Origin of the sequence: Nocardioides luteus (genome assembly GCF_000960475.2) — a bacterium.
Taxonomy (GTDB): Bacteria; Actinomycetota; Actinomycetes; order Propionibacteriales; family Nocardioidaceae; genus Nocardioides; species Nocardioides luteus_A.
The window spans coordinates 1-17,681 of sequence record NZ_JZDQ02000037.1; the positions used below are offsets into that span (position 1 = coordinate 1).

Consider the following 17,681-nt stretch of genomic DNA (forward strand, 5'->3'; position numbering starts at 1 on the left):
AAAAGTCGCGCGAACATGCGGGTCCTCTCAAAGAGTGTTCATGTGTCCTACGGATTGCGACACTACTCCGCATGGATGACACCGCGGCCAGGGCACCCCGACACTCCTGGGGGATGGCGAAGGTCGTGGGGGTCTCGATGGAGCCCACGCTGCGGGCCGGGGACCGGTTGTGGGTCTCCTACGGACGTACGCCGGTGGCCGGGTGTGTCGTCGTGGCCCGCCTGGCCGACGGGGCGGTCGTGGTGAAGCGGGCGGTGGAGCGGCGTACGACCGCATCCGGCCGCTCCGGGTGGTGGCTGCTCTCGGACAACCCGGCGGTTCCCGGGGTGATCGACTCGCGTCACCGCGGGCCCGTCGCGGATGCCGATGTGCTCGGGGTCGTGGTGGGCCGGCTGTGGCCGCGTCCCGGGGTCCTGGGTGCTTCTCTGCATGAAGACTCCAGATGAGGGGTTCGTCACCTGTAGGAAACATCAACCGCTTCCTCCGGTAGCCTGTGGGAAACTGCCATCCGGGCAACACATCCCTGTAGATGGCGCCTTGCGCGGCTCCACCCTTCGGCTCGCGTTCGACCGCCCGACGTCCCGAGTCCGTAGTTTTCTGGAGGCCCCCCAATGACCGAGTCCACCCTGTCCACCGAGACCGCCGCCACCGCCTATGACGGCGACCCGGTGTTCGAGCTGCACCGCGGCGGCAAGATGGCGATCGCGGCGACCGCATCGGTCTCCGACAAGGCTTCGCTGTCGATGGCCTACACCCCCGGTGTCGCCCGGGTGTGCACCGCGATCGCCGAGCAGCCCGAGCTGGCCCACACCTACACCTGGGTGCCCAACACCGTCGCGGTCGTGACCGACGGCACCGCGGTGCTCGGTCTGGGCGACATCGGTCCGGCCGCCGCGATGCCGGTGATGGAGGGCAAGGCGGTGCTGTTCAAGGAGTTCGGCGGCGTCGACTCCATCCCGATCTGCCTGGACACCACCGACGTCGACGAGATCGTCGAGACCGTCATCCGGATGGCGCCGTCGTTCGGCGGGATCAACCTGGAGGACATCTCCGCGCCGCGCTGCTTCGAGATCGAGGACCGCCTCAAGGAGGCGCTCGACATCCCGGTCTTCCACGACGACCAGCACGGCACCGCCGTGGTCACCCTGGCCGCGCTGATGAACGCGCTGAAGCTGACCGGCCGCAACCCGGAGTCGACCCGCGTGGTCATCTCCGGCGCCGGCGCCGCCGGCGTGGCGGTCGCCAAGATCCTGCTCGAGTTCGGCATCAAGGACCTCGCGCTGCTCGACCGCAAGGGCGTCATCTCCTCGACCCGCTCGGACCTGACCGCCTCGAAGAAGGCGATCGCCGAGGTGACCGCGGACGTCACGGGCCGGGCCGGCTCGCTGGCCGACGCGCTCGACGGCGCCGACGTCTACGTCGGTGTCTCCGGCGGCACGGTCCCCGAGGAGCTCGTCGCGACCATGGCGGACGACGCGATCGTCTTCGCGATGGCCAACCCGAACCCCGAGATCCACCCCGACGTCGCGCACAAGTACGCCAGCATCGTCGCCACCGGTCGCTCGGACTTCCCCAACCAGATCAACAACGTCCTCGCCTTCCCCGGCATCTTCCGGGGCGCCATCGACGTGCACGCCTCCTCGATCACCGAGGGCATGAAGCTCGCTGCCGCCCAGGCGCTGGCCGCGCTGGTCGGCGATGAGCTCTCCGCCGACAAGATCATCCCGGAGCCGTTCGACCCGCGCGTCGGTCCCGCCGTCTCCGCTGCGGTCGCCGAGGCTGCTCGGGTCGACGGGGTCGCTCGGGCCTGAGCGTTCCTTCGGCACGGGATGCAGGCGACGTCACGCGTCCCCGGCGGAGCTCCGCCGGGGACGCGTTCCGCCATCTGCGTACCTTGATCGAGGAGCCGTAGGGATCGGTAAGGTCGGGCGCATGTTCGCTGCCTACGCCGAGAAGTTCTCATCCGACGACCCGATCTCCGGCCTCGTGCTGGGGGAGCGGCCCGAGCCGGTAGCACCGGACGGGTGGACGACGGTCACCGTCAAGGCGGCCTCGCTCAACCACCACGACCTGTGGTCGCTGCAGGGGGTCGGGCTGAAGGCCGAGGCGCTGCCGATGATCCTCGGCTGCGATGCCGCCGGGCTCGACGAGGACGGCAACGAGGTCGTGGTCCACTCGGTGATCTCCTCGCCCGACTGGACCGGTGATGAGACCCTCGACCCGAAGCGGTCGCTGCTCTCCGAGCGCCACCAGGGCACCTTCGCCGAGAAGGTGATCGTGCCGCGTCGCAACGTCGTGGCGAAGCCGGCCGGGATGTCGTTCGAGGAGGCCGCGTGCCTGCCGACGGCCTGGCTGACGGCCTACCGGATGCTGTTCACCCAGGGCGGGCTCAAGGCCGGCGACTCGGTGCTGATCCAGGGCGCCGGCGGCGGGGTCGCGACCGCGGCGATCACGCTCGCGCGCGCGGCCGGCCTGAAGGTCTACGCCACCTCGCGCGACGAGGCGAAGCAGAAGCGCGCCCTCGAGCTCGGTGCCCACGAGGCCCTGGCCTCGGGGGAGAGGCTGCCGGTCAAGGTCGACGCCGTGATCGAGACCGTCGGCCGGGCGACCTGGACGCACTCGGTCCGCTCGCTGCGTCCGGGCGGCGCGATCATCATCAGCGGCACCACGTCGGGTCCGAACCTCGACGACGCGCTGCTCACCAACATCTTCTTCCTGCAGCTCAAGGTGATCGGCTCCACGATGGGCACCCGCAACGAGCTGGCGAGCCTGGTCTCGTTGCTCGAGGCGACCGGCACCCGCCCGCTGATCGACCGCACCATGCCGCTGACCGAGGCCAAGGCCGGCTTCGAGGCGATGCACGCGGGTGACCTCTTCGGGAAGGTCGTCTTCACCCTCTGAGGCCGGCTGCCGTGTGACGTACGGAATATCGTTCGACTCTCCCCGGTTCAGCAAGGGACCATTGAGTGTCACTGCCGGGGGGCTCGAAAAGTTTCTCGTGGCGTGATGTCGAAATCGGCACCGCCCGTTCGATCTATGTATGAGAGCGGGCGGCACCGGGCCCCTGCGTACGACCCGAGGAACTCGTCATGACTGCTGCCGTCACAACATCGCATCGTCCACTCGACGGTGAGAAGCGGCGTACTCCTGCCGTCATCACCCTGCTCGTGCTGGCCACCTTCGTGGTGATCCTCAACGAGACGATCATGCTCAACGCGATCCCGAACCTGATGAAGAGCTTCGAGGTCACCGAGCACGCCGCCCAGTGGGTCTCGACCGCGTTCATGCTGACCATGGCGTCGGTGATCCCGGTGACCGGCTGGTTCCTGCAGCGGGTGACGACCAGGACGGCGTACGCCACGGCGATGGGGGTCTTCATCGCCGGCACCCTGATCTCCGCGATCGCGCCCGTGTTCGGCATCCTGCTCGCCGGCCGGGTCATCCAGGCGGCCGGCACCGCGGTGATGATGCCGCTGCTGATGACGACGCTGATGACGGTGGTCGACGAGAGCGACCGTGGCCGGGTGATGGGCAACGTCACCATGGCCATCTCGGTCGCGCCGGCGCTCGGGCCGACGCTGTCCGGGCTGATCCTCGGCTTCGGCTCGTGGCGGCTGCTCTTCCTGCTGGTCCTGCCGATCGCCGTCCTGGTCGCGTGGTCCGGCCTGCGCCGCCTGGAGAACGTCAACGAGCCCGCCGAGTCGAGCGTCGACTGGGCGTCGGTGGTCATCGCCGCGCTCGGGTTCGGGTCGCTCGTCTACGGGCTCAGCCGGTTCGCCGAGGGTGAGGTCGGGATCCCGCTGCTGATCGCCGCCGTCGGTGCGGTGCTGATCCTCGGGTTCGTGCTCCGTCAGCTCCGGCTGCAGCGCACCGGATCGCCGCTGCTCGACCTGCGCGCGTTCCTGCACGGCACCTTCACCAAGTCGCTGGTCCTGATGTCGATCGCCTTCCTGGCGATGATGGGCTCGATGATCCTGCTGCCGCTCTACCTGCAGAACGTGCGCGGGCTCTCCCCGCTGCTCACCGGTCTCCTGGTGATGCCGGGCGGTCTCGCCATGGGTCTCCTCGGGCCGACCGTGGGGCGGATCTTCGACGCGTACGGCGGCCGGGTGCTGGTCATCCCGGGCTCCGTCGGCATCGTGGTCGCTCTCGGCGGGCTCTCGCAGATCTCGCTCACCACGCCCTACTGGCTCGTGCTGGTGCTGCACATCGTGCTGATGGTCAGCCTGGCCTCGGCCTTCACCCCGGTCTTCACGCTCGGCCTCGGGTCGCTGCCGATGCACCTCTACTCCCACGGCTCCTCGATCCTGGGCACGCTGCAGCAGGTCTCTGCCGCGTTCGGCACCGCCCTGGCGGTGACCGTGATGTCCGTACGCAGCGACCAGGTCGTCGACAAGGTCGGCGCCGTCGAGGCTCACGTGAGCGGCCTGCAGGCCGCGTTCCTGGTCAGCGCCGGGCTGGCTCTCATCGTGGTCGTGATGGCCGTGCTGCTGCCCGCCCGGGCCGAGGGGCACGGGGGCCATGGAGAGCACGCCGAGGAGTCTCAAGAGGAGCCTGCCGCGGATCTGGACGCCGAGCTCGCCGAGCTGTGCGAGCACGGGCTCGAGCCTGCGGTGTGTGGCTGCTGAGGCGTACGTCTGCTCAGTGATGGAAGCGTAGGAATACCCGGTTAACCGGGTATTCCTACGCTTCCGAGCGCCACTGATAGACGCCGATCAGCAGCATCCTCAGCTGCGTGCGCACGGTGGCGACGATCTGCTCCTCCTGCTCGGGGCGGGCGGTGGAGACGATCTGCTCGGCGGTGGCGACCAGGACGGTCACGAACAGCGACGAGAGCACGTGCAGGTCCTTGGCGGTCCAGGTGTCGGTGCCGGTCATCAGCGCCAGGTCGGTGGCCAGCTCGCGCTCGCAGAGCTCGATCTCGCGCCGGATGGCCTCACGCACCGAACGCGGCCCGGCGACACGCTCGCGGGCGATGAACCCGAAGTGGTCCCGGCGCCGGTGGACGTGGTCGACGAGGGCATCGATCGAGCCGTCGACGACGTCGTTGTCGGCCCGCGCGTTGCGGCGTACGTCGCGGAAGAGGTCGCGCAGCGAGTCGAAGGACTCCTCGACCAGTGCCAGCCCGAGCGACTCGATGGAGTCGAAGTGGCGGTAGAACGCGGTCGGCACGATGCCGACCTGCTTGGCGACCTGTCGTAGGGACAGCGCCGTCAGCGAGCTGTCGGCGCACAGCTCCAGCGTCGCGTCCAGGATCGCTCGCCGGGTCCGGAGCTTGCGCTCCGCACGGCTCTCCGGCTCGGCTCCCGTCTCGATCACCTGACCATCCTAGGGGCAGAAGCGCATGAGATGTCAGGTGCACACCTGTACACCGTGATCTGGACCACGTGCGCGGTGTCTTGACGCGTGCTGGGGTGACCCGCCATCGTTGTCGGTGTACAGATGTTCACTGAAAGGCGAAACACATGGCACTCGACCTCGGCGGCCGGATCCTCCGCTCCCGCACGGTTGCGGCGCTCGCCTCACCGCACGGCATCGACCGCTATCTGACCCAGATCAACCCGATGCTGGCCGCGCACGAGGTGCGTGCCCGCATCACCGACATCCACCCGGAGGTCAGCGCGCCCGGCGCGCCCCGGGTGGCGACCGTGACTCTTCAGCCCACCTCGACCTGGCGCGGTCACCGCGCCGGCCAGCACGTCACCGTCGGCATCGACACGGGGGAGGGCCGCCGCACCACCCGCGTCTTCACCGTGTCCAACACCGAGGGCAAGGCGGGTGAGCCCCTCACCATCACGGTGCGCGCCCACGACGACGAGCACGCGACGCCCTACAGCATCTCCAAGTACCTGACCGAGCGGGCGACCGTCGGCACCCTCGTGCACCTGTCCCAGGCCGAGGGCGACTTCGTCCTTCCTGACCGGGTGCCCGAGCACATCATCCTGATCTCGGGCGGCTCCGGCATCACCCCGGTGATGTCGATGCTGCGCTCCCTGCAGCGGCGTACGCACCGGGGCAAGGTCACCTTCCTGCACTGGGCACCCAGCGCCGACCGCCAGATCTTCGCCGACGAGCTCGAGGAGATCCGGCACCAGGGCCACGGCGTCGACCTGCACCTTCTCCACACCGGCGACGGGGCGCCCTATCTCTCCCCGGCGCTCCTGGAGAAGCTCGTCCCGGGCTACCGCGAGGTGCCGACGTGGGCCTGCGGGCCGGCGTCGCTCATCGAGGCGGCCCAGGCTGCGTACGTTGGTACGGAGTCGCTGAAGGTGGAGTACTTCAAGCCGCCGAAGACCGCCGGCGTGGCCGGCGGCGAGATGGAGTTCGCGCGCACCGGCAAGACCGTCGCCAACGACGGCGCCACGATCCTCGACCAGGCCGAGGCCGCGGGGCTGACCCCCGAGTCCGGCTGCCGAATGGGGATCTGCTTCTCCTGCACGACCAACAAGAGCTCCGGACGGGTCCGCAACGTGCTGACCGGCGAGACCTCCGAGCTCCCCGACGAACAGATCCGGATCTGCGTGAGCACGCCCGAGGGCGACTGCTCCGTGGACCTCTGACGATTCCCCCCAAGGAGACACCTCTCATGACCACCGTTGAGAACACCGGCAACCGCCGCCTCTCCGCCGAGGAGCTCGAAGCCTTCGGCGCCGAGATGGACGCCATCCGCCAGCGGATCGTCGCCGACCTGGGCGAGAAGGACTCGGCGTACATCTACGACATCGTCAAGAAGCAGCGCGCCTTCGAGATCGCCGGCCGCGCGCTCTTCTATCTGCCCGTGATCGGCTGGGTTCCCGCCGTCGCCTGTCTGTCGATCTCCAAGATCCTCGACAACATGGAGATCGGGCACAACGTCATGCACGGCCAGTACGACTGGATGGGCGACCCCGACCTCAACTCGCGCATGTTCGAGTGGGACAACGTCTGCCCTTCCGACCAGTGGAAGTACTCCCACAACTACATCCACCACACCTTCACCAACGTCCTCGGCAAGGACCGCGACATCGGCTACGGGATCCTGCGCATGGACGAGGACCAGAAGTGGCACCCCTACTTCCTGGGCAACCCGATCTACGCGTTCCTGCTGATGATCTTCTTCGAGTGGGGCGTCGCGATGCATGACCTCGAGGTCGAGAACCTCGTCGCGGGCAAGCGCACGTTCGCCGACAACGCCGAGCTGCACCGCGGCCTGATGAAGAAGGTCAAGCGCCAGGCGCTGAAGGACTACGTCCTGTTCCCGCTGCTCTCCGGTCCGCTGGCGCCGCTGACGTTCGTCGGCAACGGTGTCGCGAACCTGGTACGCAACATCTGGGCGTTCAACATCATCTTCTGCGGCCACTTCCCGGCCGGCGTCGCCTCCTTCTCGCAGGAGGAGTGCGAGGACGAGACCCAGGGTCACTGGTACTACCGCCAGCTCCTCGGCTCCGCCAACATCACCGGCGGCCGCATCTTCCACATCATGTCCGGGAACCTGTCGCACCAGATCGAGCACCACCTCTTCCCCGACCTACCCGCGCGCCGCTACCCGGAGATCGCCGAGGAGGTCCGCGAGATCTGCTCGCGCTACGGCCTCGCCTACAACACCGGTCCGCTGCACCAGCAGCTGTGGGGTGTCTTCAAGAAGATCTGCCGGTACGCCCTTCCCGACCGCAAGCGCCCTGCTGCCGAGGGTGTCGGGGCCGCTCCCGCGCTCGAGGGGGTCGCGGCATGACCCCTGACCAGCCACAATGGGTTGTCATGGAGCCCGAGCTGAGCAAGAACGAGATCCGCAAGGATGTCGCCCAGAGCGCCGTCGAGGTCACCGCGACCACCGTCGGCCAGGTCGCGGTCATCATTACCGGCGCCGTACGTGACGTGGCCGGCGCTATCGGCGGCCTCGCCACCGAGCTCTTCGAGCTTCGCGCCGCGGCGAAGCGAGCCGAGAAGGACCTCGACGAGTAGTCACCCGCGTCGGCCGAGACGTCAGTTGCGCCGGTCGAGTTGGCACGTACGTGCCAACTCGACCGGCGCACGTGACGTCTCGGGACTCAGTCCTCGGGGTCGTCGAGCCGGGCCAGCCAGGTGGCGAGCCGCTCGATGGCGGTCTCGTGCTCGGGGTGTACGTCGACGAATGCCTGGAGCTGCTCAGCCAGCCAGGCGAGGGTGACCTCCTCGTCGCCCCGACGGGTGACGAGCTCCTCGATGCCGCGGTCGGTGAAGTACATGGGCTCAGTCTTTCATTCTGCGTTCAGCGGTGAGTCGGAGGCCGGGCCGCCGGAGAGGCCGCGTACGACCATGCCGAGCGTGACGTTGATGAGCTGGTCGCGCTCAGCGTCGCCGAGGGCACGGTAGGGGCCGTCGATGAACAGGACCGCGAGGCCGTGGACGGTGGACCAGGCCGCGGTCTCGGCGTTCGGACGGAGCTCGGGGGCGAGCCAGCCGGCGTCGACGAGGTCGTCCAGCGCGGTGGTGAGGAAGGCGTAGGGCGGGGCGTCGGCGAGCATCGCGGAGATCTCTTCGGAGGGATGCTCCTCTCCGGTGTGGGGACGGAGGAAGGCGGTGCGGAACAGGCCGGGCTGGGCGAGCGCGAAGTGGACGTAGCCACGCCCGGCAGCGGCAAGGCGCTGCACCGCGGCCTCGGCCGGATGTGGTGCCGGTTTCTCGGCGGCCAGGAGGTCGAGGATCGTCGCGGCCAGGCGGTCCATCGCCTCGTGCTTGGCGGCGTCGAGCAGGTCGGCCTGGTTGGCGAAGTGGCGGTAGGTCGCGGTCGGGGTCACGCCGACCGCGCGCGCCGCGGCCCGGATCGTCACCGCGTCGGGACCGCCCTCCTCGGCGAGCGTCGCGGCCGCCTCGACCAGTGCGTTGCGGAGGTCGCCGTGGTGGTAGGGCCGGCCGCCCTCGTCCGAGCTCTCTGAGGATTTCACGGAATTCATGTTGACACCTGCCCACATCGGAGGGAAAGTTAACACCTGCAAAGTTTACACCTGCCCACATTCCTCTGGAGGACTCATGTTCCACCGACTCGGCACCCTCGTGGTGCGAAATCCGCGCCGGGTCCTGGTGATCGGCCTGGTCGCCCTCCTCGGCGCGATCTACCTGGCCACCTCGGCCTTCGGCAAGCTCGACGACGCCGGCTTCGACGACCCCGCCTCGGAGAGCAGCCGCGCGGCCACCGCGCTGGAGGAGGGCTTCGGCAACGAGGCCGGGTTCCTCCTGACCGTCAGCGCCGCCGACGGCACGGTGACCGAGGGCGCCGCAGCCAAGGACGCCCAAGCGCTCGTGAACCGCCTCCGCGCCGATGACGACCTGACCGATGTCGTCTCCTACCTCGACGCCCCCGGGCCCGGCATGATCTCGGATGACGGCAGCCATGGACTGATCTCCGTCGGCGCGAAGAACCCCGACAGCGTCGACTCCGCCGCGGTGATCGACCGCTACACCGACGACACCGCGACCGACGGTGGCACAACGGTCCACGTCGGCGGCCAGCTCGCGACCTTCGAGGAGGTCGGCACCCAGATCGGAGCCGACCTCGGTCTCGCCGAGGCGATCGCGATCCCGCTGATGATCGCGCTGCTGGTGCTCGCCTTCGGCAACGTGGTCGCCGCAGTCGTCACGATCGGGGTCGGTGGGTTCGCCATCGCCGGCACCTTCGCCGAGCTCTCGGTGCTCGGCAGCTTCACCGACGTCTCCATCTATGCCCTCAACCTGACGACCGGCCTCGGGCTCGGTCTCGCGGTGGACTACGGGCTGCTGATGGTGGCCAGGGTCCGTGAGGAGCGAGCCGCCGGCGTGGAACACGCCGACGCCGTCGTGCGCGCCGTGGAGACCGCCGGCCGGACCATCGTCTTCAGCGCCACGACGGTCGCGGTCTCACTGGCCTCGCTGCTCGTCTTCCCGCTCTACTTCCTGCGCTCCTCGGCGTACGCCGGCATCGGGGTCATGGTCATCACCGCCGTCGTCGCGGTCGTCCTGCTCCCCGCCATGATCACGCTCCTGGGCGACCGGATCGACGCCATCCGCGTCCCCGGCGTGCGCGGCCTGCGCGGTGGTGCCGCCCCGTTCTGGACCCGCCTGGCCGGCTTCGTCACCAAGCGGCCCTGGGTCGCGCTCCCCGTCGTCGCCGTCCTGCTCGCGATGGCCACGCCCCTGGCCGGCATCGAGTTCGGTACCCCCGACGACCGGGTCCTCCCGCCATCCGCAGGCAGCCGTCAGGCCGGCGATCTGCTCCGCGACGAGTTCGGCGGGGATGGCACCAGCCCCATCCGTGTCGTGACCACCTCGGCCGTCGCCGACGACAGCCTCGGCACCTACGCCGCCGACCTCTCCCGGATCCACGACGTCGACCGTGTCGACACCCGCGTCGGGACGTACGTCGACGGCGCCCTCGTCTCGAAGACACCGGCCCTCCCGCCCGGTGACGGCGCGGACGAGCTGGCCGTCGTCAACCAGCTCGACCGCCAGTCCGAGGAGGCGCGCGACCTGGTCCGTGACGTACGCGCCGTCCCGTCGCCGGAGGGCACCACCGCGCTCGTCGGCGGCGGCGCCGCGGAGCTGCTCGACTCGCTCGACGCGATCAGCGCCAAGCTGCCGTACGCCGTCGGCGGGCTGGCCGTCGCGATGATCGTGATCCTGTTCCTGTTCACCGGCAGCCTGGTCCAGCCGCTGCGGGCGCTGGCGCTCAACGTCATCGGGCTCGGCGCGACCGTCGGGACGACCGTGGCGATCTTCCAGGAGGGCTTCGGTGCCGATCTCCTCGGCTTCACCGCGATGCCGCTCAACGTCTCGATGGTCGTCCTGCTGCTGGTGATCGCGTTCGGCCTGTCGATGGACTACGAGGTCTTCGTGCTCGGCCGGATCACCGAGATGCGCCGCCGGGGGCTGGGCAACGTCGACGCGGTCGTGCAGGGCCTGGCTCACACCGGCCGGATCGTCACCACGGCCGCCGCCCTGATCGCGACCAGCTTCTTCGCCTTCATGGTCAGCGACATCAGCTTCATGAAGTTCTTCGGGCTCGGCGTCGGGCTGGCGATCCTCATCGACGCCGTGCTGATCCGCGGCATCCTGCTCCCGGCGGCCATGCGGATGCTCGGCGAAGCCGCCTGGTGGGCGCCGCGCCCGCTGCGACGCCTCCACACGAAGGTCGGGCTGAGCGAGGAGCCGGTCCCGGTCCCGGCCTAGGACGTACGAAAGGGCCCCTCGGTGCGAACACCGAGGGGCCCTTTCGTGTCTACGGATCAGGCGAAGGCGCGCTCGATGAGCTCCTTCTGCTCGACCGTGTGCCGCTTGATGGTGCCGACGGCGGTGGTGGAGGAGGCCGGGCGGGTGACCGGCTCGACCTCGCGGCCCAGCTCGGGGACCACGTTGAGGTAGTAGCTCGGCCACGGACCCTGGTTGAAGGGCTCGTCCTGGACCCACTTGACCTTGGCGTTGGGGTACTTCGCGAGCTCGGCGGCGAGCTGCTCGGTCGGCCACGGGTAGAGCTGCTCGACGCGGACGATCGCGACGTCCTCGCGGTTCCGCTTCTTGCGCTCGACCACGAGGTCCCAGGTCAGGCGGCCGGAGACCAGCAGGACGCTGGTGACCTTCGAGGCGTCCGCCTCGGCGTCGCCGATGACTGCCTGGAACGAGCCCGAGGTGAAGTCGGCGGGCTGCGAGGCAGCCTCCTTGCGGCGCAGCATCGACTTCGGGGTGAAGACGATCAGCGGACGGTGCTCGGCACCGAGGGTGTGCGTACGCAGCAGGTGGAAGTAGGACGCCGGGGTCGAGGGCTGAGCCACGACCATGGCCTCGTCGGCACACAGCGTGAGGAACCGCTCGATGCGCGCCGAGGAGTGGTCGGCACCCTGACCCTCGTAGCCGTGCGGCAGCAGCAGCACGACACCGGAGTCCTGACCCCACTTGGTCTTGCCGGCCGAGATGTACTCGTCGATCACCGACTGGGCGCCGTTGACGAAGTCACCGAACTGCGCCTCCCACATGACCAGCGCCTCGGGGCGCGCGACCGAGTAGCCGTACTCGAAGCCGAGCGCGGCGTACTCCGAGAGAAGCGAGTCGTAGACGTAGAACTTCGCCTGCTCCTCGGTGAGGTTGTTCAGCGGTGTCCACTCGTCGGCGTTCTTGCGGTCGATGATCGTGGCGAAGCGCGAGGCGAAGGTGCCGCGACGCGAGTCCTGACCGGCCAGACGCACCGGGCGGCCGTCGAGCAGGAGCGAGCCGAAGGCGAGGATCTCGCCGGTGCCCCAGTCGATGTTGCCCTCGGTGATCGCGGTCGCGCGACGCTGCAGCTGCGGCATCACCTTCGGGTGGACCGTGAAGCCCTCCGGCGGGGTGACGTACGCATCCGCGATCCGCTTCAGCACGTCGTTGGTGATCGCGGTGACGGTCTCGCCGGCAGGCTTCTCGGGGTAGTCCGGGACGGTCTCCCAGGCCTGCGGCATCTTGTCGGCCTCGCGCACCTCGGTGAAGACCTGCTCCAGGCGAGCCTGGTAGGCGGCCAGCACCTGCTCCGCCTCCTCGATCGTGATGTCACCACGACCGATCAGCGACTCGGTGTAGAGCTTGCGGACCGAGCGCTTCTGCTCGATCAGGTCGTACATCATCGGCTGGGTGAACGACGGGTCGTCGCCCTCGTTGTGACCGCGGCGGCGGTAGCAGATGAGGTCGATGACGACGTCCTTGTTGAACGCCTGGCGGTATTCGAAGGCGAGCCGCGCGACCCGCACGCAGGCCTCGGGGTCGTCGCCGTTCACGTGGAAGATCGGCGCCTGGACCATCCGCGCGACGTCGGTCGCGTAGAGGGAGGACCTGGAGGAGCCCGGCGAGGTGGTGAAGCCGACCTGGTTGTTGATGACCAGGTGGACGGTGCCACCGGTGCGGTAGCCGCGCAGCTGGGACAGGTTGAGCGTCTCCGCGACCACACCCTGGCCGGCGAAGGCCGCGTCACCGTGGACCAGCAGCGGCAGGACCGGGAAGACCGCGCCCTGGTCGAGCACGTCCTGCTTGGCGCGGGCGATGCCCTCCAGGACCGGGTCGACGGTCTCGAGGTGGGACGGGTTCGCGGCGACGGAGACCTTGATCGTGTCACCCAGGTCGGAGAGGAACTCACCCTCGGCACCGAGGTGGTACTTCACGTCGCCGGAGCCCTGGACCGTGCGCGGGTCGATGTTGCCCTCGAACTCGCGGAAGATCTGGTTGTAGGACTTGCCGACGATGTTGGCGAGCACGTTGAGGCGACCGCGGTGGGCCATGCCGATCGTGACCTCGTCCAGACCGGCCTCGGCAGCGGCCTCGCAGACCTCGTCGATCACCGGGATCGCGGTCTCGCCGCCCTCGAGGGAGAACCGCTTCTGGCCGACGAACTTGGTCTGCAGGAAGGTCTCGAAGGCCTCGGCCTCGTTGAGCTTCGACAGGATCCGGAGCTGCTCCTGGCGCGGGGTCTTGTCGTAGGGCCGCTCGACGCGGTCCTGGATCCACCGGCGCTGCTCGGGGTCCTGGATGTGCATGTACTCGATGCCGGTCGTGCGCACGTAGGAGTCACGCAGGACACCGAGGATCTCGCGCAGCTTCATGAACGGCTTGCGGCCGCCGGCGAAGGAGCCGACCGGGAACTCGCGGTCGAGGTCCCACAGGGTCAGGCCGTGCGACTCGATCTGCAGGTCGGGGTGCGAGCGCTGCTTGTATTCGAGCGGGTCGGTGTCGGCCATCATGTGACCACGCACGCGGTGGGCGTGGATGATCTCGCCGACCTTGACCTGCTTGGAGATCTGGTCGTCGTGGGTGGTGTCGATGTCCTGGTTCCAGCGGATCGGCTCGTAGGGGATCCGCAGGGAGGCGAAGATCTCGTCGTAGAAGTCGTTCTCGCCGAGCAGCAGCTTGTGCACGGTGGCCAGGAACTCGCCGGACTGCGCACCCTGGATGACCCGGTGGTCGTACGTCGAGGTCATCGTCATGATCCGCGAGACCGCGTTCTGGGCGAGCTTCGAGGGCGAGGCGCCCTGGAACTCGGGCGGGTAGTCCATCGAGCCGACGCCGATGATGGCGGCCTGGCCCTGCATCAGCCGCGGCACCGAGTTGTTGGTGCCGATGCCGCCGACGTTGGTCAGGCTGACCGTGGTGCCGGAGTAGTCGGACATGGACAGCTTGTTGTCCTTGGCCTTGCGGACGATGTCCTCGTAGGCCGTCCAGAAGCCGGCGAAGTCCATCAGCTCGCAGCCCTTGATGGAGGGCGCGACGAGCTGGCGGGTGCCGTCCTTCTTCTGCTGGTCGATGGCCAGACCGAGGTTGATGTGCGGCGGGGTCACCATGGTCGGCTTGCCGTCGATCTCGGCGTAGGTGTTGTTCATCGCCGGCATCGCCTTGATCGCCTTGATGATGGCGTAGCCGATGAGGTGGGTGAAGGAGACCTTGCCGCCGCGGGCGCGCTTGAGGTGGTTGTTGATGACGGTGCGGTTGTCCCACAGCAGCTTGACCGGCATGTTGCGCACGGAGGTCGCGGTCGGCACCGAGAGCGACACGTCCATGTTCTTCGCGGTGGCGGCGGGGATGCCGCGCAGCGTGGTGTAGGTCGGCTCGTCGGTGACGGCGACGGCGGTCGGCTTCGGGGCGTCCTTGGGGGTGGGCGTCGCGGTGCCCTTGGCGGGCTCGGCGGCCTGCGCGTCCGGGCGCGGCTTGGCCTTCGGGGCCGGCGCCGCCTTGGCGGCCGGAGCCTCGGCCGATGCGGGGGTGGTCGGCGCGGGCGTGTTGGCCGGCGCGGGGGAGACCGGAGCCTTGGCTGCGGGAGCGGCGGCGGGCGTGGCCGGGGCGGCGGCGCCGTTCGGCGACGCTCCAGGCTGTCCGTTGGTCTCGAAGAACTTCACCCACACGGGGTCAACACTGCTGGGATCCTTCGTGTACTGGTCGTACATCTCCTCGACCAGCCACTCGTTGGCGCCGAATTCCGCGGGGATGTCGGCAGTGTTGGGGGACGGGGTGCCTGAGGACACGGCTTGATTCGCCTCTTCCGAATTTTCGCACTGTAAGAAATGGGTTGCCCACGGGCAAGGCTATCCCCACGAACACGTAAATGCCCGACGCAGGTTCCACCTGTGGACAGGATGTAATCCGTCCCACATCTTGCGTTACCTACCGGGTGGACTTGCAACCCGGGTCGATGTGCGTATGGTGGGCCGGTCCCGGAGCAGGTCGATGAGGTGGATTCCCCACATGACGAGCAGCAGTACGAAGCCCCGCTGGTCGACCAGCCGGCGGGTCGCAACGGCACTCACGGCGGCGGTCCTGAGCGGCGCCGTGGCGCTCACCGGATGCGGTGGTGACGCCGAGAAACCGGCCGCCTCGCCGTCCCCGTCGCCGACCCCGCCGCCCACCGTGAAGTCGGCCGCGAAGCTCGTCCACGTGCAGGGCAAGTTCCCCAGGAGCCGGCACCAGGCGGTCGCCGCCAACGTGGCCGAGGTCGTCGACCGCTGGCTGCAGGCCGCGTACGTCGGGGGCGACTACCCGCGCGCGACCTCCACCTTCACCGCGAAGTCCTTCCCCGGCTTCACCCAGGGCACCATCGCCCAGGCGGGCAAGCAGATGAGCCTGATGAGCAACGCCACGATCGCTCCGCACATCGACGGGGTCGACGTGGTCGCCAGCGACGTCCACGTCGATCTGCTGGCCAACAACAACTATCCGGTCGGCGCGGTCGCGCGGGTCCGTCTGGTCTACGACACCACGGGCGAGCGCGAGTCGCGCCAGACCGTCCGAGGCACCCTCGACATGGTGCCGACCAAGACCTCCTGGGCCGTCTTCGGCTTCAACATCACCCGCGAGGAGAAGCTGGCCACGACCGCCTCCGCCTCGCCGAGCCCGTCGGGAGACAAGTCGTGAGCCGCCTGAGCACGTTCGTACGCCGCCGCCTGCTGACCACGCTCGCCCTCGGCGTGGTGCTCGCGCTGACCGCCGTCCTGGTCCCGGACGCCGAGGTCGCCGAGCCGCGCGCGGAGCTGATCGCGACCAAGTGGGCCAAGGGCCTCGACGTCGCCAAGTTCACCCGCAAGGGCGGCACCATCTGGGTCCTCGCCGTCGGCTCGGACGCCCGCCCCGGCCAGAAGGTCACCCGCACCCGCGGCGACGCGCTGCACCTGATCGGCTTCAACCCGTCCTCGGGCTACGCGACCGACATCAGCATCCCGCGCGACTCCTACGTCAACATCCCCGGCCACGGCCGCGACAAGATCAACTCGGCGCTGCTCTACGGTGGCCCGAAGCTGATGGGTCGCGCCGTCGGCAACCTGGTCGGCGTCCAGCCGCAGTACGTCTTCGTCACCTCCTTCTCCGGGATGAGCGACATGGTGATCGGGGTCGGCGGCGTCGACGTCGACAACCCGCGCGCGTTCACCGATGCGTACGTCGCCCCCTACGGCTTCAAGAAGGGCCGGATCCACATCAGCGGCCCTCATTCGGTCGACTTCGCGCGTGCCCGGCACGGCCTGGCCAACGGTGACTTCGACCGCTCGGCCAACCAGTCCCGGATCATCCGTGGCCTCCACCGCAAGATCGTCGCCCGGCAGCACGACGTGGGCTTCATGGCCAAGGGTGTCTCCCTGGTGATGCGGAAGATGCACACCACCGGACTCTCCGCTCGTGACCTCTACCAGCTCGCCAGCGCCGTCGCCGCGATCAACCCATCGAAGGTCCGCACGTGTGTCGTTCCCGGCGGGATCGGCAACGCCGGCGCGGCCAGCGTCGTCTTCCCCAACGTCGGGGCGGCCCGGGCGATGGGCGACGACGCGCGCAACGACGGCCGGCTCAACCGCGGCTGCCGGGGCTAGCGCCGGGGATGGTTCCGGGCCAGGACGAAGTCGCGCACCAGCGGCGCGACCCGCTCCGGATGGTCGGCGACCACCCAGTGCGAGCCGTCGACCTCGCGGACCGTCAGGTCCGCGACGTACGGCGCCGGGGCCTCGGCCGCCAGCGCGCGGCTGACGTAGGCGTCGCCGACCGGTGCGATGACCTGGACGGGGACCGTGACCGGCCGTGGCTGCGGGCGGCCCATCCGGGCGATCGCGTTGGCGCGGTAGAGCTCGAGGCCGTTGATCCGGTCGGCCCGGGTGCGGTCGACGGCCGACCCGCCGACGATCCGGTCGAGGACGCCGGAGCGCCAGGCGAGCTCGGGGACCAGCGGGGCCTGGAAGAAGCCGATGTAGGTCGACCCGGCGCCCTGCTTGAGCCGCTCGAGGACGCCGCGGGCGGTCCGGCCGGGCGTACGCAGCCAGGCTCCGGTCTGGTCCAGGCTCGGCCCCGAGATCGAGGTGAAGGTGGCGATCCGCTCGGACGGTACGTTGCCGGCGACCGCCTCCCAGGTCTGGGTCGAGCCCCAGTCGTGGCCGAGCAGGTGCACCGGCGCCGACGGGCTGACCGCGTCGATGACCGACTGCAGGTCAGCGTTGAGCTGCTCGATCAGATATCCCTCCCGGGCGGCCGGGGCCTGCGAGCTGCCGTGGCCGCGTACGTCATAGGTCACGATCCGCAGGTCGCTGCCGAGGATCCGGACCAGCGGGAGCCACACGCTGGCGTTGTCGGGGTAGCCGTGCACGCAGACCAGCGTGGGGCGGGCGTCGCCGGGGGACCCGAAGTCGGTGACGGCCAGCCGGAGCCCGTCGGACGTCGTCACGTAAAGCCTGCTCACACCGGCGAGGCTAGTCGGGCGACGTTCAAGC

15 protein-coding genes are annotated in these 17,681 nt (G+C 69.1%); 10 read left to right on the forward strand and 5 right to left on the reverse strand.

Annotated elements, in window-relative coordinates:
* The first annotated feature begins 71 nt into the window (after window positions 1-71).
* The 4 genes from UG56_RS22195 (at window position 72) to UG56_RS22210 (ending at window position 4,628) form a co-directional block, all read left to right on the forward strand.
* Window positions 72-446: a S24 family peptidase gene (locus tag UG56_RS22195; RefSeq protein WP_045548785.1), complete on the forward strand. Its 375-nt coding sequence runs from the start codon at window positions 72-74 to the stop codon at window positions 444-446.
* Between the two features lie 165 nt (window positions 447-611).
* Window positions 612-1,811: an NAD(P)-dependent malic enzyme gene (locus UG56_RS22200; RefSeq protein WP_045548784.1), complete on the forward strand. Its 1,200-nt coding sequence runs from the start codon at window positions 612-614 to the stop codon at window positions 1,809-1,811.
* Between the two features lie 121 nt (window positions 1,812-1,932).
* A complete protein-coding gene (locus UG56_RS22205; RefSeq protein WP_045548783.1) occupies window positions 1,933-2,901 on the forward strand; it encodes a zinc-binding dehydrogenase in 969 nt (322 codons plus the stop codon).
* Between the two features lie 188 nt (window positions 2,902-3,089).
* Window positions 3,090-4,628: an MDR family MFS transporter gene (locus tag UG56_RS22210; RefSeq protein ID WP_045548782.1), complete on the forward strand. Its 1,539-nt coding sequence runs from the start codon at window positions 3,090-3,092 to the stop codon at window positions 4,626-4,628.
* A 55-nt stretch (window positions 4,629-4,683) separates the two neighbouring features.
* On the opposite strand, the gene UG56_RS22215 is transcribed toward UG56_RS22210, so the two are convergent.
* On the reverse strand, window positions 4,684-5,319 hold the full coding sequence (locus UG56_RS22215; protein WP_045548781.1) for a TetR family transcriptional regulator: 636 nt from the start codon (window positions 5,317-5,319) through the stop codon (window positions 4,684-4,686).
* Window positions 5,320-5,465: 146 nt separating this feature from the next.
* Between UG56_RS22215 and UG56_RS22220 the strand changes: the two genes are divergently transcribed.
* The 3 genes from UG56_RS22220 to UG56_RS22230 are packed head-to-tail and all read left to right on the forward strand — an operon-like array spanning window position 5,466 to window position 7,941.
* Window positions 5,466-6,560, forward strand: a complete 1,095-nt coding sequence (locus UG56_RS22220) for a flavin reductase family protein (protein WP_045548780.1) — start codon at window positions 5,466-5,468, stop codon at window positions 6,558-6,560.
* Between the two features lie 26 nt (window positions 6,561-6,586).
* Window positions 6,587-7,711, forward strand: coding sequence for a fatty acid desaturase family protein (locus tag UG56_RS22225; RefSeq protein ID WP_045548779.1), 1,125 nt, complete (start codon window positions 6,587-6,589; stop codon window positions 7,709-7,711).
* A 26-nt stretch (window positions 7,712-7,737) separates the two neighbouring features.
* A complete protein-coding gene (locus UG56_RS22230) occupies window positions 7,738-7,941 on the forward strand; it encodes a hypothetical protein (protein ID WP_045548778.1) in 204 nt (67 codons plus the stop codon).
* Between the two features lie 86 nt (window positions 7,942-8,027).
* Here the strand turns inward: UG56_RS22230 and UG56_RS28490 are convergent, their stop codons facing one another.
* Complete coding sequence (locus UG56_RS28490; protein ID WP_008362094.1) at window positions 8,028-8,204, reverse strand: DUF6104 family protein; 177 nt, start codon at window positions 8,202-8,204, stop codon at window positions 8,028-8,030.
* Between the two features lie 12 nt (window positions 8,205-8,216).
* A complete protein-coding gene (locus UG56_RS22235) occupies window positions 8,217-8,903 on the reverse strand; it encodes a TetR/AcrR family transcriptional regulator (protein WP_218145264.1) in 687 nt (228 codons plus the stop codon).
* A gap of 85 nt (window positions 8,904-8,988) precedes the next feature.
* Here UG56_RS22235 and UG56_RS22240 point away from each other — a divergent pair, with 85 nt between their 5' ends.
* Window positions 8,989-11,160, forward strand: a complete 2,172-nt coding sequence (locus UG56_RS22240; RefSeq protein ID WP_045548777.1) for an MMPL family transporter — start codon at window positions 8,989-8,991, stop codon at window positions 11,158-11,160.
* A gap of 56 nt (window positions 11,161-11,216) precedes the next feature.
* Here UG56_RS22240 and UG56_RS22245 read toward each other — a convergent pair whose 3' ends face one another.
* On the reverse strand, window positions 11,217-14,963 hold the full coding sequence (locus UG56_RS22245; protein ID WP_071327258.1) for a multifunctional oxoglutarate decarboxylase/oxoglutarate dehydrogenase thiamine pyrophosphate-binding subunit/dihydrolipoyllysine-residue succinyltransferase subunit: 3,747 nt from the start codon (window positions 14,961-14,963) through the stop codon (window positions 11,217-11,219).
* A 220-nt stretch (window positions 14,964-15,183) separates the two neighbouring features.
* On the opposite strand from UG56_RS22245, the gene UG56_RS22250 reads away from it, so the two are divergent.
* Window positions 15,184-15,849, forward strand: a complete 666-nt coding sequence (locus tag UG56_RS22250; RefSeq protein ID WP_045550401.1) for a hypothetical protein — start codon at window positions 15,184-15,186, stop codon at window positions 15,847-15,849.
* Entirely contained in the window at window positions 15,846-16,793 is a 948-nt protein-coding gene (locus UG56_RS22255) for an LCP family protein (protein ID WP_045550400.1), read from the forward strand. The genes UG56_RS22250 and UG56_RS22255 overlap by 4 nt, the downstream gene beginning before the upstream one ends.
* Here UG56_RS22255 and UG56_RS22260 read toward each other — a convergent pair.
* Window positions 16,790-17,650 (reverse strand): alpha/beta fold hydrolase, encoded by an 861-nt coding sequence (locus tag UG56_RS22260; RefSeq protein WP_256206832.1) that lies wholly within the window; start codon window positions 17,648-17,650, stop codon window positions 16,790-16,792. The genes UG56_RS22255 and UG56_RS22260 overlap by 4 nt on opposite strands.
* Between the last annotated feature and the right edge of the window lie 31 nt (window positions 17,651-17,681).